This is a genomic window from Stenotrophomonas sp. SPM (genome assembly GCF_003105135.1).
GTDB lineage: Bacteria > Pseudomonadota > Gammaproteobacteria > Xanthomonadales > Xanthomonadaceae > Stenotrophomonas.
In genome coordinates, this window is the sequence record NZ_QETL01000007.1 from 25647 (window position 1) to 47843 (window position 22197).

General features: G+C 68.2%; 20 protein-coding genes. 13 read left to right on the forward strand and 7 right to left on the reverse strand.

From position 1 onward, the window contains the following. Positions 1-73 precede the first annotated feature (73 nt). From DCO49_RS03465 to DCO49_RS03480, 4 genes are all read left to right on the forward strand, one after another. Positions 74-1135, forward strand: a complete 1062-nt coding sequence (locus tag DCO49_RS03465) for an ATP-binding protein (protein WP_116862824.1) — start codon at positions 74-76, stop codon at positions 1133-1135. Then, entirely contained in the window at positions 1128-2576 is a 1449-nt protein-coding gene (ntrC, locus tag DCO49_RS03470; RefSeq protein WP_116862825.1) for a nitrogen regulation protein NR(I), read from the forward strand. The genes DCO49_RS03465 and ntrC overlap by 8 nt, the downstream gene beginning before the upstream one ends. Positions 2577-2670: 94 nt before the next feature. After that, complete coding sequence (locus DCO49_RS03475; protein ID WP_116862826.1) at positions 2671-3240, forward strand: superoxide dismutase family protein; 570 nt, start codon at positions 2671-2673, stop codon at positions 3238-3240. Positions 3241-3271: 31 nt separating this feature from the next. Continuing rightward, positions 3272-3901, forward strand: a complete 630-nt coding sequence (locus tag DCO49_RS03480) for a superoxide dismutase family protein (protein WP_116862827.1) — start codon at positions 3272-3274, stop codon at positions 3899-3901. Between the two features lie 105 nt (positions 3902-4006). Here the strand turns inward: DCO49_RS03480 and DCO49_RS03485 are convergent, their stop codons facing one another. Continuing rightward, positions 4007-4894, reverse strand: coding sequence for a hypothetical protein (locus DCO49_RS03485; protein ID WP_116862828.1), 888 nt, complete (start codon positions 4892-4894; stop codon positions 4007-4009). Positions 4895-4987: 93 nt separating this feature from the next. On the opposite strand from DCO49_RS03485, the gene DCO49_RS03490 reads away from it, so the two are divergent. Further along, on the forward strand, positions 4988-6283 hold the full coding sequence (locus tag DCO49_RS03490) for an acetyl-CoA C-acetyltransferase (RefSeq protein ID WP_116862829.1): 1296 nt from the start codon (positions 4988-4990) through the stop codon (positions 6281-6283). A gap of 87 nt (positions 6284-6370) precedes the next feature. Here the strand turns inward: DCO49_RS03490 and DCO49_RS03495 are convergent, their stop codons facing one another. From DCO49_RS03495 to DCO49_RS03505, 3 genes are all read right to left on the reverse strand, one after another. After that, on the reverse strand, positions 6371-7666 hold the full coding sequence (locus tag DCO49_RS03495; protein WP_116862830.1) for a heme biosynthesis HemY N-terminal domain-containing protein: 1296 nt from the start codon (positions 7664-7666) through the stop codon (positions 6371-6373). A 6-nt stretch (positions 7667-7672) separates the two neighbouring features. Beyond that, positions 7673-8650, reverse strand: a complete 978-nt coding sequence (locus tag DCO49_RS03500) for a uroporphyrinogen-III C-methyltransferase (protein WP_116862831.1) — start codon at positions 8648-8650, stop codon at positions 7673-7675. Between the two features lie 103 nt (positions 8651-8753). Further along, complete coding sequence (locus DCO49_RS03505; protein WP_116862832.1) at positions 8754-9542, reverse strand: uroporphyrinogen-III synthase; 789 nt, start codon at positions 9540-9542, stop codon at positions 8754-8756. A 34-nt stretch (positions 9543-9576) separates the two neighbouring features. Here DCO49_RS03505 and DCO49_RS03510 point away from each other — a divergent pair, with 34 nt between their 5' ends. From DCO49_RS03510 to DCO49_RS03535, 6 genes are all read left to right on the forward strand, one after another. Then, positions 9577-10044 carry a YiiD C-terminal domain-containing protein gene (locus DCO49_RS03510; protein ID WP_116862833.1) on the forward strand — a complete coding sequence of 156 codons (468 nt, stop codon included), beginning with the start codon at positions 9577-9579 and terminating at the stop codon, positions 10042-10044. Between the two features lie 32 nt (positions 10045-10076). After that, the gene (locus DCO49_RS03515) at positions 10077-10508 is read left to right on the forward strand and encodes a hypothetical protein (RefSeq protein ID WP_108767289.1); all 432 of its coding nucleotides are present in this window, start codon (positions 10077-10079) and stop codon (positions 10506-10508) included. A 57-nt stretch (positions 10509-10565) separates the two neighbouring features. After that, entirely contained in the window at positions 10566-11003 is a 438-nt protein-coding gene (locus tag DCO49_RS03520; RefSeq protein WP_116862834.1) for a rhodanese-like domain-containing protein, read from the forward strand. Positions 11004-11102: 99 nt separating this feature from the next. Continuing rightward, positions 11103-11621, forward strand: a complete 519-nt coding sequence (secB, locus tag DCO49_RS03525) for a protein-export chaperone SecB (protein WP_116862835.1) — start codon at positions 11103-11105, stop codon at positions 11619-11621. Positions 11622-11641: 20 nt separating this feature from the next. Beyond that, entirely contained in the window at positions 11642-12667 is a 1026-nt protein-coding gene (locus tag DCO49_RS03530) for an NAD(P)H-dependent glycerol-3-phosphate dehydrogenase (RefSeq protein WP_116862836.1), read from the forward strand. A 134-nt stretch (positions 12668-12801) separates the two neighbouring features. After that, positions 12802-13473, forward strand: coding sequence for an Ivy family c-type lysozyme inhibitor (locus tag DCO49_RS03535; RefSeq protein WP_116862837.1), 672 nt, complete (start codon positions 12802-12804; stop codon positions 13471-13473). Between the two features lie 48 nt (positions 13474-13521). Here DCO49_RS03535 and DCO49_RS03540 read toward each other — a convergent pair whose 3' ends face one another. Together DCO49_RS03540 and DCO49_RS03550 are read right to left on the reverse strand one after the other, a co-directional pair. Then, positions 13522-13881, reverse strand: coding sequence for a hypothetical protein (locus tag DCO49_RS03540; RefSeq protein ID WP_116862838.1), 360 nt, complete (start codon positions 13879-13881; stop codon positions 13522-13524). 981 nt (positions 13882-14862) lie between these two features. Further along, positions 14863-15105: a hypothetical protein gene (locus tag DCO49_RS03550; RefSeq protein ID WP_116862840.1), complete on the reverse strand. Its 243-nt coding sequence runs from the start codon at positions 15103-15105 to the stop codon at positions 14863-14865. A gap of 124 nt (positions 15106-15229) precedes the next feature. On the opposite strand from DCO49_RS03550, the gene DCO49_RS03555 reads away from it, so the two are divergent. Both DCO49_RS03555 and DCO49_RS03560 read left to right on the forward strand, forming a co-directional pair. Then, on the forward strand, positions 15230-17881 hold the full coding sequence (locus tag DCO49_RS03555; protein ID WP_116862841.1) for an excinuclease ABC subunit UvrA: 2652 nt from the start codon (positions 15230-15232) through the stop codon (positions 17879-17881). Between the two features lie 180 nt (positions 17882-18061). Continuing rightward, on the forward strand, positions 18062-21055 hold the full coding sequence (locus DCO49_RS03560; protein ID WP_116862842.1) for a TonB-dependent receptor: 2994 nt from the start codon (positions 18062-18064) through the stop codon (positions 21053-21055). Positions 21056-21165: 110 nt separating this feature from the next. Here DCO49_RS03560 and DCO49_RS03565 read toward each other — a convergent pair whose 3' ends face one another. Further along, positions 21166-22197: a methionine synthase gene (locus tag DCO49_RS03565; RefSeq protein ID WP_116862843.1), complete on the reverse strand. Its 1032-nt coding sequence runs from the start codon at positions 22195-22197 to the stop codon at positions 21166-21168.

A 22197-nucleotide genomic window follows, 5' to 3' on the forward strand; every position in this document is an offset into this window, starting at 1 on the left:
CCCCGGCACGACGTCCGGTGACGCATACGACGTGATCTGATGCCCGCCCCCCGTTTTGCACTACATTGGTGCAATGTCCGACCCCGCACCCCCGCCGTCCCTCGATGCCCTCGGCACGCCGCTGGCCTGGGCCGGGGCCGATGGCCGCATCATCGGCTGCAATCCCGCCTTCGCCCGTTGGCTGGGCGTCAGCATCCGCCGCCTGATCGGCCAGCCGCTGGCCGCGCTGGAAGTGCAGGGCGAGGCGCTGGCCCATTTCCTCGCCCGCGACGAGCGCGACAGCCTGCGGCTGAACCGCCTGGCGCTGGCCCTGCCGGGCGAGGGCGCGCGCTTTGCCGAGGGCTGGATGAGCCGCCGCGACGATGGCGGCTGGCTGCTGGAAGCGCATCCGGTCGACGAATTCCCGGGCCTCGACCCGACCCAGGCCCTGCCCAGCGCGCTCAGTGCCGCGCTGAAGGGCTTGGCCCACGAGCTGCGCAATCCGCTGGCCGGCCTGAAGGGCGCGGCGCAGCTGCTGGCCCGCCGCGCCGCCCAGCGCGATGCCAGCGAGCGCGAGCTGATCGAGCTGATCGGTTCGGAAATCGAACGCCTCAATGGCCTGCTCGACCAGCTGCTGTCGCCGGCGCCGGCCGCACCGCATGCGCCGATGAACATCCACGCCTCGCTGGAACGCGTGCTGCGCCTGGCTGAGAGCGAGGCGGGCTGGGCCGTGCGCCTGCAGCGCGACTACGATCCCAGCATTCCCGAATTCGATGGCGATGCCGACCGCCTCACCCAGGCGGTGTGGAACCTGGTGCGCAACGCCATCCAGGCCGGCGCCGGCGGGATCATCCTGCGCACCCGCGTCGAACACGGCGTGCGCATCGCTGAAAAGCTGCACACCCTGGCCCTGCGCCTGGAAATCGCCGACGACGGCCGCGGCGTGCCCGAGGAACTGGCCGAGCACCTGTTCCTGCCGCTGGTCAGTGGCCGCGCCGAAGGCACCGGCCTGGGCCTGGCGCTGGCCCAGCAGGTGGCGCGCGAACACCGCGGCACGCTCACCTACCGCTCGCGCCCGGGCCATACCGTGTTTACCCTGCTGCTGCCGATCGGCAACGGCGCCGTCCCGGCCGAGGAGGCCCCTCGCGATGTCTGATTCCCCTACCGTCGCGCAGCGCATCTGGGTGGTCGACGATGACCGCGCCGTGCGTTTCGTGCTGTGCACCGCGCTGCGCGAGGCCGGCTACCAGGTCGTCGATTTCGACAGCGCCGCACCCGCGTTGAAGGCCTTGAACCAAGGCCCGGCGCCGGCACTGCTGTTCACCGATGTGCGCATGCCCGGCGACGATGGCCTGGTGCTGCTGGACAAGCTGAAGGCTGCGCTGCCGCAGCTGCCGGTGGTGGTGATGTCGGCCTACACCGATGTGGCCAGCACGGCGGGCGCGTTCCGCGGTGGCGCGCACGAATTTCTGTCCAAGCCCTTCGACCTGGACGATGCCGTCGCGCTGGCCCAGCGCGTGCTGCCCGCCGTGGCACCGGCATTGGCCGCGCCGACACCGGTGGCCGAAACGCCCAGTGACCAGCCGCCACAGCTGGTGGGTGACACGCCACCGATGCGCGCGCTGTTCCGCGCCATCGGCCGCCTGGCGCAGGCACCGCTGGCGGTGCTCATCACCGGGGAGACCGGCACCGGCAAGGAGCTGGTGGCCAACGCCCTGCACCGCGAATCGCCGCGTGCGCAGGGCCCGTTCGTCGCGCTCAATACCGCCGCCATCCCCGCCGAACTGCTTGAGAGCGAACTGTTCGGCCACGAGGCCGGTGCGTTCACCGGTGCGCAGCGCCGTCACATCGGCCGGTTCGAGCAGGCCAACGGCGGCACGCTGTTCCTCGATGAAATCGGCGACATGCCGCTGCCGCTGCAGACCCGCCTGCTGCGCGTGCTGGCCCAGGGCGAATTCTTCCGCGTCGGTGGCCGCGAACTGATCCATGTGGATGTGCGCGTGGTCGCTGCCACCCACCAGGACCTGGAAGGGCTGGTCGCGCAGGGGAAATTCCGTGCCGACCTGCTGCATCGCCTCGATGTGGTGCGCCTGCAGCTGCCGCCGCTGCGCGACCGCCGCGAGGACATTGCGCAGCTCGCCACCACCTTCTTGGCCGCTGCCGCGCACAAGCTGGACACGCCGCCGAAGCGGCTCACCGCCGCCGCCCTGCAGGCGCTGCGCGAACACGACTGGCCGGGCAACGTGCGCGAACTGGAAAACGTGTGCTGGCGCATGGCCGCACTCGCTGCCGCCGACACCATCGGCGTGGCCGACGTCGATACCGCGCTGAACCGCAGCCGCAGCCGTCGTGGCAGCAGCACGGGTGCCGATCCGGGCCAGTGGGAAACGCTGCTGTCCGAATGGGCGCGGCGGCAGCTGGCCGAGGGCACCGAAGGCCTGCACGCGCAGGTGCGCGAGCGCGTGGACCACGCCCTGCTGGAAGCCGCGCTGCAGATCACCCATGGCCGCCGCGCCGAAGCCGCTGCACGGCTCGGCCTGGGCCGTAACACGCTGACCCGCAAACTGGGTGCTGGCCGCCGCCGCGGGGGCCATTGAACGCCCCCTGCACGCAGTCCTCGCGCCCGCTTGCCGAACTGTTGATCCGCCATGGACGATGCCGTCCGTAGTGTTCCCTGCAAGGAGTTTCCTGATGCGCCTGTCCTTTGCCATCCTGCCGCTGTCCGCCGCCGTGCTGCTGTCTGCCTGTGGCAGCGCGCCGCAGAAGCCGCAGCCCACGCCGCCGCCGGTGGTCACCACCCCCGTGGCCCAGCTGGCTGAAGCCAACCTGGCGCCGGCCTCGGCCAGCATCGTCAGTGGCCGCCTGGTGCTGAAGACCCAAAGCGGCGGCGTGCACCTGACCGGCCTGGTCGGCGGCCTGCAGCCGATGCAGCAGGCTGGATTCCATATCCACGAACGCGGTGACTGCAGCGCGGTGGATGCCAGCAGCGCCGGCAGCCACTTCAACCCCGCCGGCAGCGTGCATGGTCGTGCCGGCAGCGGCGAGCACCACCTGGGTGACATCGACAACCTGCAGGCTGACGCCCAGGGCCGCGCGAATGTCGATGTGCACCTGAAGGGCGTTACCCTTGGGGGAGGCGCCGCCACCGATATCGTCGGGCGTGCACTGGTCGTGCATGCCAACGCCGATGACTATCGCAGCCAGCCCGCCGGCAATGCCGGCGTCCGCATCGCCTGCGGTGTGATCCGGGTCACCCGCTGATCACCCCGGGCATCATTCCAAGGAGAGTTCCATGCGTCTGATCCATACCTCGCTGTTCGCGGCCATCGCCGCCCTGGGCCTGGCGGCCTGCAACCAGCAGCCGGCAGCAGCCCCGGAAGCACCGGCCACCACCCCGGCCGAAGGCTCGGCCGCACCGGCTGATCCGGCCACGGTACCGGCCACCGACGCGGCGGCGGCTACCGATGCCACGGCCAGTGCTGAACTGGCACCGACCCAGGGCAACGAGACCAAGGGCAGCGTCACCTTCAAGGTCGTCGACGGCAAGGTGCACGTGACCGGCCAGATCACCGGCCTGAAGCCGGGCAGCGAGCACGGCTTCCACATCCACGAGAAGGGCGACTGCAGCGCGCCGGACGGCATGAGCGCCGGCGGCCACTTCAACCCGGGCAAGCAGGACCACGGCAACGTCTCGGCCGATCCGCACCACGGCGGCGACATGCCCAACATCAAGGCCGACGACAAGGGCGTGGCCACCATCGACAGCCCGGTCTCGAGCAACGTCAACATCGGCAAGGGTGATGACTTCGACATCATCGGCCGCGGCCTGATCGTCCACGCCGACGCGGACGACTACAAGACCCAGCCGACCGGCAACGCCGGTGCGCGCCTGGCCTGCGCGGTCATCCAGAAGGCCCCGTAAGGCACGATTGCTTCCTGTGGAGCCGAGCCCATGCTCGGCTGCTCTGCAGGCGGCCTGAGCCGAGCATGGGCTCGGCTCTACAACTACCCGCTCGGGCGTTGTGGATCAGCGCGCCAGCAGCTCGCGCGCGTCCTGCCCGGCCTCGCAATGCACGAACAGCACCGGCACGCCGTGCGCTTCAAGCACCGCGGCCATCTGCCGCTGGCGCATCAGGAACTGTTCGTAGATGCCCTGCAGGCGATCGCAGTCGCCCTTGCTGTGGTTGTAGTACGCACACCAGCCGGCCGGATCGAACAGCGCCATGCGCGCCTCGCCCTGCGTGTAGCGCAGCAGCGGCTCGGGTGCATTTTCCAGCCACTCGTCCTGGCCCGGGGCCATGATCGCGGTCTCGATCAGCGGCCACAGCGCGGCCAGGCCCTGGTTGTCGTACTGCATCGACATCATCGCGGCCAGGTCGTTCACGGTGAAATAGCGCGCGTGCTCGATGCGGGCACCGAAGCTGTTCTGCGCCATCAGTGCCGTATCGGCATGGGCCATGCCGTTGGCCAGCAGCACGTCTTCCAGCGCATCGGCCACGGCCGCGGTGGTAGCCACGTCGCTGCCGGTCAGCAGGAAGGGCACCACGCGCAGGCCACCGCCCACCAGTGTCGCATCGGCCTGGAACGGCAGCGGCACTTCACCATCGGCACCGGCACCGAAGGCCAGCAGGCGCGGGCCCTGGCTGCGGCCCGGGGCACGCATCTGCAGTTCTTCCAGGCGGCGGTGGATCGGCCAGCCCGGGCGCAGGACTTCAGCGGGGTCGAAATGGGCGGCGGCGAACACCAGGTCCAGCTCGGCCACCTGCGGCACCAGCTTGGCCAGGTCACGGCCGACACGGTCGGCCAGTTCACCGGCCTGCTCGGCGCTGAGCACCGCCTGGCGGGGGATTTCGCCGTTGGCCAGTTCCAGGGCCAGCACGCCAAGGGCATTCATCGCGGGGTCGGGTTTGCTCATGGTTCCACGGTTGGCCCATCACAGGGCGGCAGCTACACTTGGGTCCATTATGCCTGCTCCGTCGTGCAGGCCATGTTGCAGACACCCTCATCCATGCCAGGTATCTCCATGCCCAACGCTCGTCCCGTCGCCATCCTCGGTGGCGTCCGCATTCCGTTCTGCCGCCAGAACACCGCGTATTCGGATGTCGGCAACCTCGGCATGTCGGTGCGGACACTGGGTGCACTGGTCGAACGCTTCGGCCTGCACGGCCAGCAGCTCGGCGAAGTGGCGATGGGCGCGGTCATCAAGCATTCCAGCGATTGGAACCTGGGCCGTGAAGCCACGCTGTCCTCCGGCCTGTCGCCGTTGACCCCGGGCATCACCCTGCAGCGCGCCTGCGGCACCTCGCTGGACAGCATCATCACCGTGGCCAACAAGATCGCCTTGGGGCAGATCGAATCGGGCATCGGCGGCGGTTCGGACACCACTTCCGATGTGCCGATCGTGTACGGCAAGAAGCTGCGCGCGCGCCTGCTGGCCGCCAACCGGGCCAAGAGCACCGGCGACAAGATCCGCGCGCTGACCGCCGGTTTCAAGCTCTCCGAACTCAAGCCCGAGTTTCCCGGCGTGGCCGAACCGCGCACCGGCAAGAGCATGGGCGACCACTGCGAGGACATGGCCAAGGAATGGAGCATCTCGCGTGATTCGCAGGACGCATGGGCGGTGTCATCGCACAAGAAGCTGGCCGCTGCTTACGAGCGCGGCTTCTTCAACGACCTGATCGCACCGTTCCGTGGCGTCGAGCGGGACAACATCCTGCGCGCCGATACCTCGCTGGAAAAGCTGGCCACGCTGAAGCCGGCCTTCGACAAGGTCTCGGGCCGCGGCACGCTGACCGCCGCCAATTCCACCCCGCTCACCGATGGTGCCGCCGCGGTGCTGCTGGCCAGCGAGGAATGGGCCCGCGCGCACGGGCACGAACCGCAGGCCTACCTGCGCGATGCCCATGTGTCGGCGGTGGATTTCGTGCACGGTGAAGGCCTGCTGATGGCACCGACCGTGGCCGTGCCGGAGATGCTCAAGCGCAACGGCCTGACCCTGCAGGATTTCGACATCTACGAGATCCACGAAGCCTTCGCCGCGCAGGTGCTGTGCACCCTGCGTGCGTGGGAGAGCGAGGATTACTGCCGCAACCGCCTGGGCCTGGATGCACCGATGGGCCGCATCGACCCGGACAAGGTCAACCTGCTGGGGTCGTCGCTGGCCACCGGCCATCCGTTCGCCGCCACCGGCGCACGCGTGATCGCGACGGCGGCCAAGCAGCTGGCCGAACGCGGCGGTGGCCGCGCGCTGGTGTCGATCTGCACCGCCGGCGGCATGGGCGTGGTGGCGATCGTCGAACGCTGATCGCATCCATCAAACAAAAAATGCCGCCCATCGGGCGGCGTTTTTTTTGGTGGGTGCCAACCGTTGGTCGGCACGCCTCGGCCATGCTCACGGCACCCGCGGGTTGCCGAACTCGTCGCGCACCTCATTGGCGTCATACACCGGCGGCTGCGCGGCGGTGGGCAGGTCTTCCACCGTGCTGCGCGGCACGGCATCGCCCGCATGCACCAGCGCCACGCTGTCCTCGCCACGCTGCAGGCGCAGCGCATTGGCCAGGCACTGCGCGGCCAGTGCGTGTTCGCCACGCTGGGCAAACGCTTCGCCCAGTGCCTCCCAGGCCGGTGCACCGGCACCGGCGGCGATGGCCTCGTGCAGGAACGCATCGGCGGCATCCCACTGCTGCTGGGCGAGGGCGATGCGGCCCTGCGCCAGGCGCAGCGCGGCCGAATCGTCATGCACGTTGCGCCAGCGCGCCAGGTTGGCCTGGCGGGTGGCCAGGCGCTCGGCAGGCACGCGGCCATACAGCGCCACCAGCTCATCGTCCCAGCGATGGTCGAGCGCCTGTTCCAGGGCCAGCAGCGCCGGCTCATCCCAGTCCAGGGCCACCGCACGGGTGGCGTAGGCGGCCACCACGTCCGGGGTCGGTCGCAGCGCCTTCGGCGTGGCTTCCCACTGCGCGGCCAGCGCGTTCACATCGCTCGCTTCCAGCAGGGCCTGCGCAGCGAGGCGGGCTTCCAGTTCGCTGCTGGCGTCGGTCGGCAGCACCTTGCTCTGCCGCAGCGCGCCCAGCTGGCCGTACGCCTCGTGTGCGCGCCCGGCCTGGGCCAGCGCCTCGGTACGCAGCCACAGGCCACGCGGCGGCAGCGGCTGGATCGCCGCCACGTCCAGCACATTGATCGCATCCACCGGCAGGTCGCGCGCCAGCAGCTGTTCGGCGCGCAGCAGCGCATGCAGCGTGGCATCGCGTTCACCCAGGCGCTGCAGCAGTGCCTCGCCCGATGCAGCATCGGCACGCGACTGCGCGCTGCGCACCGCATTGGCCAGCGCCACCGCGCTCACTTCCGGGTCGGCCGCCGCGCCATCCAGCAGCTTTTCCGCACGCTGCCAGTGGCCGTGTTCGTAGGCCTGCAGGCCATCGATCAGGCGCACGCGGCCCTGCTTGCGGCGGTAGCGGCCCCAAGCGCGGAACGGCGCCGCCACCAGGCTCCACAGCAGCCACAGCACCAGCACGCCGATCACCGACAGCAGGGCCACCTTGGGCAGGTTGCTGTGGTAGTCGTAGCCGCCGTAGCGCAGGGTCACTTCGCCGTAGCGGTTCAGATCATCGGTGCCGAGCCATTGCGCAGCCACCACGCCGATGGCCACGGCCAGCAGCAGTACGACCAGGGATTGCAGGGGTTTCATCGGGCGTTACCTCCGGTCGGTCTGGGAGCGCAGTTGTTGCAGGGTGCTGCCTAGCACGCTGCTCTCGGCCTGCAGGGGGGCCTTGCGCAAGGCCTGAAGTTCAGCACGTTGCGCGCGCAGGCCCGGTGAATCCGGCCAGCGCCGCTGCGCCCAGTGGGCCACGCGGTTCAGCGCGGCATCGCGGCCGCTGCGGTCGCCACGCTCGATGGCCGCACGGGCCAGGGTCAGCTCCAGCTGCAGCGCGTCATCGGCGGCGGCACGCTCGGCCTGGGTCAGCGGGCCGTTCAAGCGGGTCGGGGTGATATCCACGAAGGGCGCCAGCGCCGATTGCCACCATGGCTTGGCAGCCGCTTCGGCGGGCGAGGGCGGCAGCTCGGAGGGCAGCCCCTGCAGCGCCTGGGCCACGGCATTCAGTCGATGCAGCGCCTGCACGCGTGGGCCCGTGCCCAGCGCATCCAGCGCGTCGCGTTCCTGCACCAGCGCCTGGCGCAGGTTCAGGCCTTCGTTGTCCGGCAGGTCGGCCAATGCAGTGGCGGCCTGCGCATACAGGCGGCGCGCACCTTCCACATCGTCGGCAAAGGCCAGCCGTTGCGCGGCCTGGGTCAGCAGCAGCTCGGCCTCGTCGCGCTGCACGGCCTGGCGGCCCTGGTTGGCGCTTTCGGTCAGCCGGGTCAGGTTCTCTTCCAGCAGCGCACTGCGCTGGGACAGGCCCAGCATTTCATCGCGCAGCACGCGGTTGGTGGCGGCCGCATCCTGCAATCGCTGGCTGGTCGCGCGCTGGTCGCGGCGCAGGGCCTCGACGGTGGCCTCCAGCCCCTTCAGCTGCACGTCCGTGCTCTGTGCCTGTGCCGCCCGGTCGCGCTGCTGTTGCTGCCAGTAGTGCCAGCCGGCGTAGCCCGCGGCGCCCAGCACCACCACCACCGCAAGCGGCAGCAGCCAGCGTGCAGGACGGCGGGAGGGGGCAGGTGGCGGGGTGTCGTTCATCGGGCTTCCTTGTCGGCGGCGTCGCCGGCGGGGGCCAGCAGGCAGCGTTGGACACAGCATTACCGTTGGCGCTGAACCCGGCAAGCGTGTGCCGGGTGCCTGTTCAGGTCGCTGCCGGGGCAGTGAGCGCGGCGTGTGCGGCCGCCGTCATCTGGGTGACGGTGGGCCCTTCGCTGCGCACCACGCGGGCCAGCCCCAGCGCCTGCGCCTGCTCGGCCAGGCGTTCGCTGGCGGCCAGCACGATGGCCTGTTCACACAGGCGCTGCTGCCAGCCGGGGGACAGCTGCTGCCAGAAGCGCTGCAGGGCCTCTCCGCTGCTGACGGCCAGTAGCCACGGCGTCCCCGAGCGGGCCAATCGCGCCAGTTTTCGCCGCGGTATCACCAGCGGCACCCGCTGGTAGACGTCGGCACGGATGATCCGCGCTCCCGCCGCCTCAAGCTGTGCGGCAATCAGGCCGCGGCCGCCGGGCGCGGTCACCAGACCGATATCCGTGCCGCGCACGTCGGTCAGCACCGGCAGGCCCAGCAGGCCTTCGCTGTCCATCCGCTGCGGCGCATACACGTCGGTGATGCCCTGCGCGTGCAGGGCGCGTGCGGTGCCTTCGCCCACGGTCAGCCACGGGCCACGCTGGGCCGCAGGCAGGTGCTGCAGTCCCGCAGCGGCCGCGACCGCCGCCGGGCTGGTGAACACCACCCGCGTGCAGGACAGCGCCCGGTTCAGCCGCTGTTCGACCGCCGCGCCCTGCAGCCGCTGCAGCCGCCACGGCGACAACGCCACGGTGGCGCCGCCCAGCCTGGCCGCAGCCAGCCTCAGCCCGGCATGCTGTCCCTGCGGCCGCAGCGAGATCAGGGTCCAGCCAGTGGGTATCGTATGGTTGGCCATTGACGTCATTATGCGGGCCCTTCGTTGTCGTGGTTGCTGCTCGATGTCCGCTGATGCCCTGACCTCCTCGCTGGCCTCCCTGCAGGACGTGCTTGACTGCATGCCGGCGGTCCGTGCGATGCAGATCCGCCTGGATGGCTATGCCGACGGTGTGCTGCGCATCACCGCGCCGCTGGTTGCCAACGTCAACGACAAGGGCAACGCCTTCGGTGGCAGCCTGGCCTCGGTGCTCACCCTGTCGGGCTGGGCGCTGGTCAGCCTGCGCCTGCGCCTGGCCGGGCACGACGCCGAGGTCTACGTGGCCGACAGCAACCTGCGCTACCTGGCGCCGGTCTACGAAGACCTGCACGCCCACGCCGAAACCGCCGAAGCCAGCAGCTGGGACACCTTCCTGGCCACCTTCCGCCAGCGCGGCAAGGCCCGCATCAGCATCGTCGCCCGCCAGCCGGGGGCCGATGGCCGTTCGGCCGCCGAGCTGAGCGGTCGCTTCGTTGCCTTCGCCAGAGGGTAGGATGGCAGGCTGACGTCCTGGGGAAACCACCGATGCGCCGCCTGATCCAGTTCCTGATGTGCTCCCTGCTGCTGGTCAGCGCCGTGGCCGGCGCCGCTGCCGACGACCTCACCCGCAAGCAGCGCAAGCTGCTGGAAGAGACCCAGATCGCCTACGGCGCGACCATCCGCTGGGGCAGCATGGACGATGCCATTGCTTACCTGGACCCGGAGCTGCGCAAGGAAAAGCCGCCCACCGAGTTCGAGCTCAACCGTTACGCGCAGCTGCGCGTGTCCTCCTACCGCGAGCGCAGCAGCGCCTCGCTGGACGGTGGCCAGGTCGAGCGCCGGGTGGAAATCGGGGTGATCAACCAGAACACCCAGGCCGAGCGCACCGTAGTGGTGGTCGAGCGCTGGCGCTGGGACCCGGAAGCCAAGCGCTGGTGGCAGGCGGCCGGTCTGCCGGACCTGTGGAAGGGGCAGTGACGGGCCGCCTGCGGCTTGTGCGACAATCGGCGCCCGCTTAATCGACCCGTGACCTGAGTGAATTACGAAGAGTTGCTGGCCTTTGCAGGCCGAAACCCGATGCTGTCCGCGGCCCTGGTCGGCCTGACCGTGGCCCTCATCGTCACCGAAACCCGCCGCCTGTTCCGGGGCTACAAGGGCATCAAGCCGGCCGAGCTGACCCACCTGATGAATGCCGGTGGCGCGGTCGTGGTCGATCTGTCGCCCAGCGCTGACTTTGAAAAGGGCCACATCGCCGGCAGCCGCAGTGCCCAGGCCAGCGCCTTCAGCGCCGAGCACAAGCTGGTGGCCAACGCCAAGCAGAGCCCGGTGGTGCTGGTGTGCCGCAGCGGCAACGCATCGGAAACCGCAGCCAAGACGCTGAAGAAGGCCGGCTTCGAGAAGGTCTTCGTGCTGGAAGGCGGCATTCCCGCCTGGCAGCAGGCCGAGTTGCCTCTGGTCAAGGGCCGCAACTGATTGCAGGGGATGGCGGAACTGGCCTTGTATGGGCCTGCCGCCGCCCCCAACCCTGTAGTTCGACACTCGTTTTCATTGCATTCATTGGAGTTACTGGAAATGTCCGAAGAGACCACCAACGGCGCCGTCGCGCCGGTCGATGCCGCCAACGGCCCCGCGTTCACCGTCGAGAAGATCTACGTCAAGGACGTTTCCTTCGAGTCGCCGAATGCCCCGACCATCTTCAATGACCAGGTGCAGCCGGAACTGCAGCTCAACCTGAACCAGCAGGTGCAGCGCCTGGGCGAGAACGCCTTCGAAGTCGTGCTGGCCGTCACCCTGACCTGCCAGGCCGGTGAGCGCACCGCCTACGTGGCCGAAGTGAAGCAGGCCGGCGTGTTCGGTCTGGTCGGCCTGGACCCGCAGTCGATCGACGTGCTGCTCGGCACCCAGTGCCCGAACATCCTGTTCCCGTACGTGCGCCAGCTGGTCAGCGACCTGATCCAGGCCGGCGGCTTCCCGCCGTTCTTCCTGCAGCCGATCAACTTCGAAGGCCTGTACGCAGAAACCCTGCGCCAGCGCCAGGAGCAGGGCGACGCACCGTCGCTGGCTGACTCCGAGCCGGTCGGCAACGCCTGATCCCCGCTGCGACGTCACGGATGAGCACTACCGCTGACAAGATCGCCGTGCTGGGCGCGGGTTCCTGGGGAACCGCGCTGGCCACCCTGCTTGCCCGGCACGGCCACCCGACCGTGCTGTGGGGGCGCGATGCCGCCGTGGTCGAAGCCATCGACCAGCGCCACGAGAACCCGCGTTACCTGCCGGGCATCCCCCTGCCGGAAAGCCTGCGTGCGACCACCGACATGGCGGCCGCCCTGCAGGATGCCGCCTGGGTGCTGGTGGTGACCCCGTCGCACGCGTTCAACGAAACCGTGCGTGCGCTGGCACCGCTGCGTCCGGCGGGTGCCGGCGTGGCCTGGGCCACCAAGGGTTTTGAACCCGGTTCGGGCCGCTTCCTGCATGAAGTGGCGCGCGAGATCCTGGGTGACGACGTGCCGCTGGCCGTGGTCACCGGGCCGTCGTTCGCCAAGGAAGTGACCTTGGGCCTGCCCACCGCCATCACCGTGCACGGCGACGTGCCGGAGTTCGCGCAGACCGTGGCCGAAGCCATGCATGGCCCGGCGTTCCGCGCCTATACGGGCGATGACATGGTGGGTGCCGAGCTGGGCGGCGCGATGAAGAACGTGCTGGCCGTGGCCACCGGCGTGGCCGATGGCATGCAGCTGGGCCTGAACGCCCGTGCCGGCCTGATCACGCGTGGCCTGAACGAGATGCTGCGGCTTGCCGCCGCCATCGGTGCCAAGCCGGAAACCCTGATGGGTCTGGCCGGCCTGGGCGACCTGGTGCTGACCTGCACCGGCGACCTGTCGCGTAACCGCCGCCTGGGCCTGGCCCTGGGCCGTGGGCAGACGCTGCAGGATGCCGTGCGCGAAATCGGCCAGGTGGTGGAATCGGTGCAGACCGCCGACGAAGTGATGCGACAGGCGCGCCGCCATGGCATCGACCTGCCCATCTCTGATCGCGTGCGTGCCGTGCTGCACGGCGAGCAGACGCCTGCAGAAGGCCTGCGCGCCCTGCTGGCGCGGGAACAGAAACCGGAATATCCGGACACGCTGTTCAAGTGAATCGAAAGACCCCGGCTACGTGCCGGGGTTTTTTTTTGCGAGTGAAACCCGACGGTAGCGCCGGGCCATGCCCGGCGGAACGCCCGCACCGCGTAGACTCTCTCCGTCGCACTCCACACACCCGAGGACAGGGAATGACGTCTCGCCATATCGGCCTCTCATGGATGATCGCGCTGCTGGCCGCGTGTTCGCAGGCCCCGGCACCGCAGGCAGGCGCCGATTCCGCGCCGGCTGCTGCAACGCCCGCTGACGCGCCCGCCACCGCCGCCGTGGTCGAACCCGAACCGAACATCGAAGACGGAGTGAACCCTTCGGTGTGGGACAACGAAGGCGAGCCGGAAGAACAAACCCCCGGCGCGGAACTCACCTGCAAGGACAATCCGCTGGCCACCCACTTCTTCACCCTGGTGGGCGGCAACACCGTGGACGACTGCGGCCGCAAGGACCAGAAGGTGCTGGCCGCCTTCAACACCCTGATGCAGAACACCGCAGCGGCCGAAGCCAGCGACAAGGACATTCCTTCGCTGCGCAAGCGTCTGCTGAGTGGGCCCAGCGCACCGGGTGAGCTGGTGGTGCTGCAGGGCGAGCCGTGGTGGTTCTACACCGCCTGCCAGGCCCACGATTGTCCGGGCACCGCGCTGGCGATGCTGTACTCGCCCGAGCAGTCGAAGATGGTCGGCCGTCTGACCGCGCGCTGCCGGGTGTGGTGGCTGGGCGGGCCGACAGCTGCACAACGTGAGCAGATCGAGCAGCTGCGCCCGCTGGATGATGCTGCGTTGACGGAGGACAGCGCGCTCTGCGAATGAGGCAGCGGTAGCGCCGGGCCGAGCCCGGCGCATTGCCTGCACCGCGCGTCATTCCTCCGGACGCATGCGCGCGGAGGCCTGCCGATTGATGGCCATGCAGGCCATGATCAGACCTTCCATCACCCGGTCGCCGGGGTAATCCTCATCCGGACCGTTCTGGCGGATGCGTTCGCCTGCCAGCAGCATTTCCAGGGCGATGGTCAGGCCGGCGCGTGCGCAATCTACATCGGCCAGGGCGATGCGCCGGCCGATGCGCAGCTCCGGTTCGGGCCACGGCTGGCCGTCGGCGGCGGCACCGCAGCCGATGTCTTTCAGCGCGTTGATGAAGGCGCTGCCCGGGCGGGGCGACGGGGTGTCGTCGTCTTCGCTGTTGGCAGGCGTGTGGGCGGGAAACTTCGGTGTGGTCATGGCGAGAGCTCCGTGCAGACAGTTGGTAGCCGCCACACGAAGGTGGCGGGCGGAGACGTGGCTCGAAAACCGGGCGCTTGTTCAAACCGGCAGGCACAAGGCCTCCACGCTCCGCCCGCCATAGCCGGCAGACGGATTGCCCGCCGGCGCCACAGGGGGTGACGCCGGCGGGCAAGCGTAATCAAACAAGCGCACGGGTTTTCGAAGCCCGGCCACCCGTTGTCGGTGGCACGTCATCTGTACTCGCTTGCTTGCGCTGCGCCCATCAGACAAGTTGCAAACCCGTTCGATGCAAGACGCTTTCGGCATTCTTGCACGCTGTTAAGGCGCGCCAGAGCCAGGCGCCGCAAGGCCCGGCGGCGTGCGGGGAATATGCGACATGCGTCGAAGTTGCCGGACAGGCCACGGACGCCACTGCCGGTCGATGGCGACATGTCTGGCGGTCGCGCGGGGTACGCGCTGGCAGCTGATACGCTTGGGCGCAATGGTCCGTGCGACCAAGGAGTGGATCGGCAATGGAGTTTGATTCGATCAGCCCTGCCATCAGCGGGGTGATGGGCGGAATGCTCGCGACGTCGCTGGTCGCGCTGGTCGCGCAATCTGCCTGGCGGCTACAGAGGTAAATCCCGCCAGCGCCTCGCCCGCGAGCATCGTGCATCCATCTGGACGGCGAATGCACTGTTCTTTGTCGGCCTCTTTTCTGGCGTGGCGCTCTACCCGCTGGGTGGTTTCGCGAATACGGATTGGCGGCCGCTGCTCTGGGGCTTCGGCCTGGCATCCGTGCTTCCCGTGCTTGCGATTGCCGTTGTCTCGCTTCTCTCGGGTCGCAGGCTGAAAGAGGCATTCGTTGCGTTCGCGCTGGGCCAGGGCAGCCCTGTGTGGGTGACCTATCTTCCCTTGGGTGCGGGTGTCGTGGCGTTTGGATTTGCGGTTGCAGATCTGGCGAGTTGATTCATGTTGGCGATGCGCGTCTGCCGTCCACTACTTCCCCCAGCGCAATCCCGGCGGCGCGCCTTTCAGCCAGCAGACCAGCACAAGCACCAGAATCACCGCCCACGTGTACAGCTGGAACGCCACGGGCCGTTGGATCGGGGAGAACAGGAACGGACCTGCCGACAGCAGAACGAGTGCAATGGCATAAACCACCCAGCCCTGCCAGGCGCAGGGCAGGCCCCAGCCCCAGCCGTATCGCTTCCGTGTGAACCAGTATTTCTTGTCGTCCATGCGTGTCTTGTACCACCTTGTGGGTACCGCTCCAACCGTCACCCCCGTTCACCCCCGCAGCAGCGAGAATAGGGCACCGGGCACGCGCCGATGCGTGCCACTCACTGCCTGCAGGATCGCAAAGATGTCCAACACTCCCTTTGGCGAATCGTCATGCGCTGCCGCTGCCAGCGGTTGCGTCGAGGTCCGCGGTGCGCGCGAGCACAACCTGAAGAATGTCGACGTCTCCATTCCGCGCAATGCACTGGTGGTGTTCTCCGGCGTCTCGGGCTCCGGCAAGTCATCGCTGGCCTTCGGCACCGTGTATGCCGAAGCGCAGCGGCGCTACTTCGAGTCCGTCGCACCCTACGCGCGGCGGCTGATCGACCAGGCCGGCGTGCCCGATGTGGATGCGATCGATGGTCTGCCGCCTGCGGTGGCGCTGCAGCAGCAGCGCGGTGTCAGCAACGCGCGGTCATCGGTGGGCAGTGTCACCACGCTGTCCAGCCTGGTGCGCATGATGTATTCGCGGGCCGGCACGTATCCGGCCAAGCAGCCCATGCTGTACGCCGAGGATTTTTCGCCCAATACGCCGCAGGGCGCCTGCAGCACCTGCCATGGCCTAGGCCACGTGTACGAGGTGACCGAGGCGCTGATGGTCCCCGACCCATCGCTGACCATCCGTGAGCGCGCCATCGCGTCCTGGCCGCCGGCATGGCATGGCCAGAATCTGCGCGACATCCTGGTCACGCTGGGCTACGACATCGACGTGCCGTGGAAGACGCTGCCGAAGAAAGCCCGGGACTGGATCCTGTTCACCGAGGAGACGCCGAGCGTGCCGGTCTATGCCGGCTTCACCCCTGCCGAGACCCGTGCCGCACTCAAGCGCAAGCTCGAGCCCAGTTACATGGGCACCTACACCGGCGCGCGACGCTACGTGCTGCACACGTTTGCCAATACGCAGAGTGCGCTGATGCGCAAGCGCGTGTCCCGCTACATGGAAGGCAGGCTGTGCCCGGCCTGCGAGGGCAAGCGCCTCAAGCCCGAAGCACTCTCGGTCACCTTCGCAGGCGTGGATATCGGCGAGTTCATGCGGTTGCCGCTGGATCAGCTGGCAGAGCTGCTGGATCCGATTGCGGCGGGGGATTTCAGCGCGCACAACCCGGGCGCAGGCACCAGCCGCACCGCTACGGGTCGCGATCGCCGCCAACGGGCGGCCGCTGGCCGTGCAAGCCACGCGGCAGCACCGGATGTGCGGCGCACGTCGGCAATGTCCGAAGAAAAGCAGCTTGCGGCACAGCGACTGGCTGCAGGAGTCATGGCACGCGTGCATCAGCTGCGTGGCCTGGGCCTGGGCTATCTGTCTCTGGATCGCGCAACACCGACGCTGTCTGCCGGCGAACTGCAGCGCCTGCGGTTGGCCACGCAGTTGAGTTCGCTGCTGTTCGGCGTGCTGTACGTGCTCGATGAGCCCTCGGCGGGCCTGCACCCTGCCGACAGCAAGGCGCTGTACGACGCACTGGACCGGCTGCGCGACGGCGGCAACTCGGTGTTCGTGGTCGAACACGATCTGGAGCTGATGCGCCGCGCGCAGTGGCTGGTGGATGTGGGCCCGGAGGCGGGCGAGCACGGTGGGCGCGTCCTTTACAGTGGCGAGCCCGACGGCCTGCGCCAGATCGCGGACTCGCGCACGGCCCGCTATCTGTTCGACCAGGTACCTGCACCCGCCAGCCGGCAGCGTAGCGCGGACAGCTGGTTGGAGCTGCAGGACATCCACCGGCACAACCTGAAGGGAGTCGATGCGCAGGTGCCGCTGGGCCTGCTGACTGCGGTGACCGGCATTTCCGGCTCGGGCAAATCCAGCCTGATGGCGCAGGCCTTGCCGGAGCTGATGCTGCTGCACCTGGGCCATGAGCCAGTGGAGGACTCCACCGAGAGCACGCCGACCGATGGCCCCACGGTGATTGAGGCAACGCGCGGCCGGATGGCTGGCGATGTGGATGCCATCCAGCGGGTCGTGCAGGTGGACCAGAAGCCCATCGGCCGCACGCCGCGTTCCAACCTGGCCACCTACACCGGGCTGTTCGACCACGTGCGCAAGCTGTTCGCCGCAACGCCGGCCTCGCGTCGTCGAAAGTTCGACGCAGGGCGCTTCTCCTTCAACGTGACCAAGGGCCGCTGCGAGACCTGCGAAGGCGAGGGCTTCGTCAGCGTCGAGCTGCTGTTCATGCCCAGCGTCTATGCGCCGTGCCCCACCTGCCACGGTGCGCGTTACAACGAGGCCACGCTGAAGGTGCTGTGGAACGAGCGCACCATCGCCGAGGTCCTGCAGATGACGGTGGACGAAGCGCATGCGTTCTTCAGCGAAGAGGATGCCATCGCACGCCCGCTGCACCTGCTGCAGGAGATCGGCCTGGGCTATCTGCGGCTGGGGCAGCCGGCTACCGAGCTTTCAGGCGGTGAGGCACAACGCATCAAGCTGGCCACCGAGCTGCAGCGCAGCCAGCGTGGGCGCAGCCTGTACGTGCTGGATGAACCCACCACGGGCCTGCACGCATCCGATGCGGACCGGCTGATGGTGCAGCTGCAGCGCCTGGTGGAGGCGGGAAACACGGTGGTGATGATCGAGCATGACATGCGCGCGGTCGCGCAGGCGGACTGGGTGATCGACGTCGGGCCGGGGGCAGGCGGGGCGGGCGGCACCATCGTGGCAAAGGGAACGCCGCACCAGGTCGCGCGTGCGAAGGGCAGCAGGACGGCGCCGTTCCTGGCGCAGGAGCTGACGAGGCGCGCTTGAGTTGAGTTCTGCATGACCGAGCGTGGCCTGCCGGGCAACCGGGTATGGCCATCGGCCAGCAGCACATAACCAGTCGGCATTTCTGCATTGGGGCGTGAGCGGGGTTAATGAATGTGCAATGTCTGACGCGCCCATTGCGGCGCGCAGGCAGCGCTTCCCCCACTACCCGTACGCCCCACGATGACGACTGCTCGTTCCTCACTGCGCCCGCGATTGCTGGCGTTGGCGGTGTTGCTTGCCACCGCGTCCCCCGCACTGCATGCCCAGTCCACCACCGGCGCCATCGCCGGCCTCGCGCCTCCTTCGGCGCAGCGCATCTTCGTCCGCAGCGACACCGGCCTCACCCGTGAAGTGACGGTGGACGCGCGTGGCCGCTACACCATCGGCCAGCTGCCGCTGGGCCGTTATTCCGTGGAAGCACGCGATGCCGACGGCAAGGTGCTGCAGACCCGTGAGGGCGTTGCGCTGACCGTGGGTACCAGCACCGAGGTCTCGTTTGGTGAGGTCACGCGCCTGGATGGCGTGCAGGTCAGTGCTGATCGCGCGGCGGCTGCGATCGATGTCAGCAGCGTGGATTCGCGCACGGTGATCACCGCCGAGCAGCTGCAGCGCCTGCCGCTGGGCCGCTCGGCCGAGGCCATCGCCCAGCTTGCACCGGGCGTGGTCGGCAACGGTGGCAACGGCAGCTATGCCGGCCCGACCGGCGCGCAGCTGGTCAGCTTCGGCGGTTCGTCGGCGGCCGAGAACGCGTACTACATCAACGGCTTCAACAGCACCGATCCACTGCGTGGCCTGGGTGGCCTGACGCTGCCCTATGGCAGCATCGACCAGCAGGAAATCTACACCGGCGGCTACAGCGCCAAGTACGGTCGTTCCGATGGCGGCGTCATCAATGCCGTCGGCAAGCGTGGCACGAACGACTGGCACTTCGGCGGGCAGTTCACCTGGGAACCGGCCTCCACCCGCTCCGACAAGGACGACGTGCGCTACCCGGGCGACGGTGCGCTGTATTCGCCGGAGAGCAAGGACCGCGAGTGGGTGACCACGCAGAGCATCTACGCCGGCGGCCCGCTGATCGAAGACACGCTGTTCTTCTTCGGCTCCTACGAACTGGAGCGCCGCGAAGGCACCGACGTCAAGAACGTCGAGGCGACCAACGCCTACTCGAAGTATGAGTACAACCGTCCGCGCTGGTACGCCAAGCTGGACTGGAACATCACCGACAACCACCTGCTGGAGCTGACCGGCGCGTCCAGCCGCAACGTGTTCCGCGGTGACATCTTCGCCTACGACTACGACACGCTGACCCGTGGCGCGCAGCGCGGCAAGGAAGACACCACCAAGACCGGCGGCGACCTGTGGACGGCCAAGTATACCGGCTACCTGACCGACCGCCTCACCGTGAGTGCGCAGTACGGTGAGATGAAGACCGATGACTACATCGGCAATCCCGCCTACGACGGCAGCCTGACCTACATCAACAGCGCCAACCTGCAGAACCCGGCGCTCAACGGCGGCACGCCGATCACCAACGCGCAGACCACCTCGCTGCTGGTCGATCCCGCGCGCGGCAACCGCAGCAACAACCTGCGCCTGGATGCGAACTATGTCCTGGGCGACCACAGCATCACCGTGGGCATCGACAACCAGAACGCACGCGCGCTCAACCGTGGCTCGGTGGCATCGGCCGATGGCTACTACTGGATCTACGGCCAGTCGAACCCGAACGTGCCGATCAACACCGGCCTGGGCGTGCCGGCCACCGGCGGCATCCGCAATGGCCAGGACGGTTACTACGTGCGCCAGTACATCTACAGTGCATTGGCCTCGGTGCGCGCCTCGCAGCGTGCGCAGTACATCGAAGACAACTGGCAGGTGACCGACCGCCTGCTGTTGAACCTGGGCCTGCGCCTGGACCAGTTCACCAACTACAACCGCGATGGCGACGCCTACATCAAGCAGACCAGCGGGCAGTGGGCGCCGCGCTTGGGCTTCAGCTGGGATGTCGGCGGTGACGGCCGCTTCAAGGTGTTCGGCAACGTGGGCCGCTACTACCTGGCGCTGCCGCTGAACCCGGCGTTCAATGCCGCCGGTGCAACGCTGGCGACGTCTACCTACTACACGTACGGCGGCATCGACAGCAACGGCTACCCGACCGACCTCACCCAGTTCTCCGACGCGGTGTCGTCCAACAACAACTACGGTCTGCTGCCGGACGCGAAGACGGTTGCCACCTCCGGCATCAAACCGTCGTTCCAGGATGAATTCATCCTCGGCTTCACCAAGGCACTGGGCCAGGACTGGGTGTACGGCGCGAAGGCGACGTACCGCGTGCTGCGCAGCGGCGTGGATGACTACTGCGATATCGATGCGGTGCTCGGCAAGGCCAGCAGCCTTGGCTACAACGTGACCAAGGACAGCAATCCGGTCAGCTGCTGGCTGATCAACCCCGGCCGCGCGAACACCTTCAATCTGGTCGACACCGGCGGCAACTATGTGAGCGTGCCGCTGACCAATGCCGAGATGGGCTTCCCGAAGTTCAAGCGCAACTACTACGCGGTGAACCTGTCGCTGGAACATCCGTTCGACGGGCGCTGGTACGGCCGTGCGGACTACACCTGGTCGCGCAGCTACGGCACCACCGAAGGCCAGCTGCTGTCGGGCATCGGCCAGACCGCGGTTTCGACCACGCAGGCCTGGGATTACGCCCAGCTGATGGAGCACACCAACGGACCGCAGAGCAACGACCACACGCACCAGTTCAAGCTGCACGGCTACTACCAGCTGACGCCGGAATGGCTGGTCTCGGCCAACGTGCGGGTGATCTCGGGCACGCCGTTCAGCGCACTGGGTTCGTATGGCCCGGACTTCGAAGATCCCTCCGGCTATGGCATCGCCTACCACTTCTACAACGGCCAGCCGGCGCCTCCGGGCAGCCAGGGGCGGCTGCCGTGGCTGAGGCAGCTGGACCTGGGTGTGTCCTACCGCCCGGCCGCGGCCGAGGGTCGACTGGGCTTCAACCTGGATGTGTTCAACGTGTTCAACAGCCAGGTGGCGCTGTGGAAATCGCCGTACTCCGAGCTGGACCCGGGCCAGCCTGACCCGCTGTACGGCGCGGCGACCGTGCGCCAGGCACCGCGCTCGCTGCGGGTGAGCGTAAGTTACGACTACTGAGGGAGGGGCTCGGCGCTACCGTGGTCGGAAGCCCCGTGTAGAGCCGAGCCCATGCTCGGCTGCGATCAGCCGGATGCAAAGCCGCCGGGCGTGGCCCGGCGCTGCCGCCATCACCGCCCGGCCAGTTCCTCGCGTACGATCTGCGCGCCTGCACTCAGCGCACGCAGCTTGCCGCGCGCCACTTCACGCGACAGCGGCGCCATCCCGCAGTTCGTGCATGGGTAGAGCTTGTCGGCGTCGACGAACTGCAGCGCCCTGCGCAGGGTGTTGGCCACGTCTTCCGGCGTTTCCACTGTGCTGGAGGCCACGTCGATGGCGCCGACCATCACCTTCTTGCCGCGCACCAGCTCGATCAGGTCGATCGGCACGTGCGAGTTGTGGCACTCCAGCGAGATCAGGTCGATGCTGGATTTCTGCAGCTTCGGGAACGACTCCTCGTACTGGCGCCATTCCGAGCCCAGCGTCTGCTTCCAGTCGGTGTTGGCCTTGATGCCGTAGCCGTAGCAGATGTGCACGGCCGTCTCGCACTTCAGCCCTTCAATCGCGCGCTCCAGGGTGGCCACGCCCCAGTCGTTCACTTCGTCGAAGAACACGTTGAAGGCCGGTTCGTCGAACTGGATGATGTCCACGCCGGCCGCTTCCAGTTCCTTCGCTTCCTCGTTGAGGATCTTCGCGAATTCCCAGGCCAGCTTCTCGCGGCTCTTGTAGTGCGCGTCATACAGCGTGTCGATCATGGTCATCGGGCCGGGCAGGGCCCACTTGATCGGCTGCGCGGTCTGCCGGCGCAGGAATTTCGCATCCTCGACGAACACCGGTTTCGGGCGACTGACTGCGCCGACCACGGTCGGCACGCTGGCGTCGTAGCGGTTGCGGATGCGCACGGTTTCGCGCATGTCGAAGTCGACGCCGTCGAGGTGTTCGATGAAGGTGGTGACGAAGTGCTGCCGCGTCTGTTCGCCGTCGCTGACGATGTCGATGCCGGCGTGCTGCTGTTCCTGCAGGGACAGGCGCAGCGCGTCCTGCTTGCCTTCGGTCAGTGCCTCATCCTGCAGTTTCCAGGGCGACCAGAGCTTTTCGGGCTCGGCCAGCCAGGTGGGCTTGGGCAGGCTGCCGGCGGTGGAGGTGGGCAGTAGTTTCTTCAT

Excerpts from the sequence above, each read along its gene's own strand:
- DCO49_RS03465 (WP_116862824.1), top strand. The coding sequence starts at position 74 with ATGTCCGACCCCGCACCCCCGCCGTCCCTCGATGCCCTCGGCACGCCG.
- ntrC (WP_116862825.1), top strand. The coding sequence starts at position 1,128 with ATGTCTGATTCCCCTACCGTCGCGCAGCGCATCTGGGTGGTCGACGAT.
- DCO49_RS03475 (WP_116862826.1), top strand. The coding sequence starts at position 2,671 with ATGCGCCTGTCCTTTGCCATCCTGCCGCTGTCCGCCGCCGTGCTGCTG.
- DCO49_RS03480 (WP_116862827.1), top strand. The coding sequence starts at position 3,272 with ATGCGTCTGATCCATACCTCGCTGTTCGCGGCCATCGCCGCCCTGGGC.
- DCO49_RS03485 (WP_116862828.1), bottom strand. The coding sequence starts at position 4,894 with ATGAGCAAACCCGACCCCGCGATGAATGCCCTTGGCGTGCTGGCCCTG.
- DCO49_RS03490 (WP_116862829.1), top strand. The coding sequence starts at position 4,988 with ATGCCAGGTATCTCCATGCCCAACGCTCGTCCCGTCGCCATCCTCGGT.
- DCO49_RS03495 (WP_116862830.1), bottom strand. The coding sequence starts at position 7,666 with ATGAAACCCCTGCAATCCCTGGTCGTACTGCTGCTGGCCGTGGCCATC.
- DCO49_RS03500 (WP_116862831.1), bottom strand. The coding sequence starts at position 8,650 with ATGAACGACACCCCGCCACCTGCCCCCTCCCGCCGTCCTGCACGCTGG.
- DCO49_RS03505 (WP_116862832.1), bottom strand. The coding sequence starts at position 9,542 with ATGACGTCAATGGCCAACCATACGATACCCACTGGCTGGACCCTGATC.
- DCO49_RS03510 (WP_116862833.1), top strand. The coding sequence starts at position 9,577 with ATGTCCGCTGATGCCCTGACCTCCTCGCTGGCCTCCCTGCAGGACGTG.
- DCO49_RS03515 (WP_108767289.1), top strand. The coding sequence starts at position 10,077 with ATGCGCCGCCTGATCCAGTTCCTGATGTGCTCCCTGCTGCTGGTCAGC.
- secB (WP_116862835.1), top strand. The coding sequence starts at position 11,103 with ATGTCCGAAGAGACCACCAACGGCGCCGTCGCGCCGGTCGATGCCGCC.
- DCO49_RS03530 (WP_116862836.1), top strand. The coding sequence starts at position 11,642 with ATGAGCACTACCGCTGACAAGATCGCCGTGCTGGGCGCGGGTTCCTGG.
- DCO49_RS03535 (WP_116862837.1), top strand. The coding sequence starts at position 12,802 with ATGACGTCTCGCCATATCGGCCTCTCATGGATGATCGCGCTGCTGGCC.
- DCO49_RS03540 (WP_116862838.1), bottom strand. The coding sequence starts at position 13,881 with ATGACCACACCGAAGTTTCCCGCCCACACGCCTGCCAACAGCGAAGAC.
- DCO49_RS03550 (WP_116862840.1), bottom strand. The coding sequence starts at position 15,105 with ATGGACGACAAGAAATACTGGTTCACACGGAAGCGATACGGCTGGGGC.
- DCO49_RS03555 (WP_116862841.1), top strand. The coding sequence starts at position 15,230 with ATGTCCAACACTCCCTTTGGCGAATCGTCATGCGCTGCCGCTGCCAGC.
- DCO49_RS03560 (WP_116862842.1), top strand. The coding sequence starts at position 18,062 with ATGACGACTGCTCGTTCCTCACTGCGCCCGCGATTGCTGGCGTTGGCG.
- DCO49_RS03565 (WP_116862843.1), bottom strand. The coding sequence starts at position 22,197 with ATGAAGAAACTACTGCCCACCTCCACCGCCGGCAGCCTGCCCAAGCCC.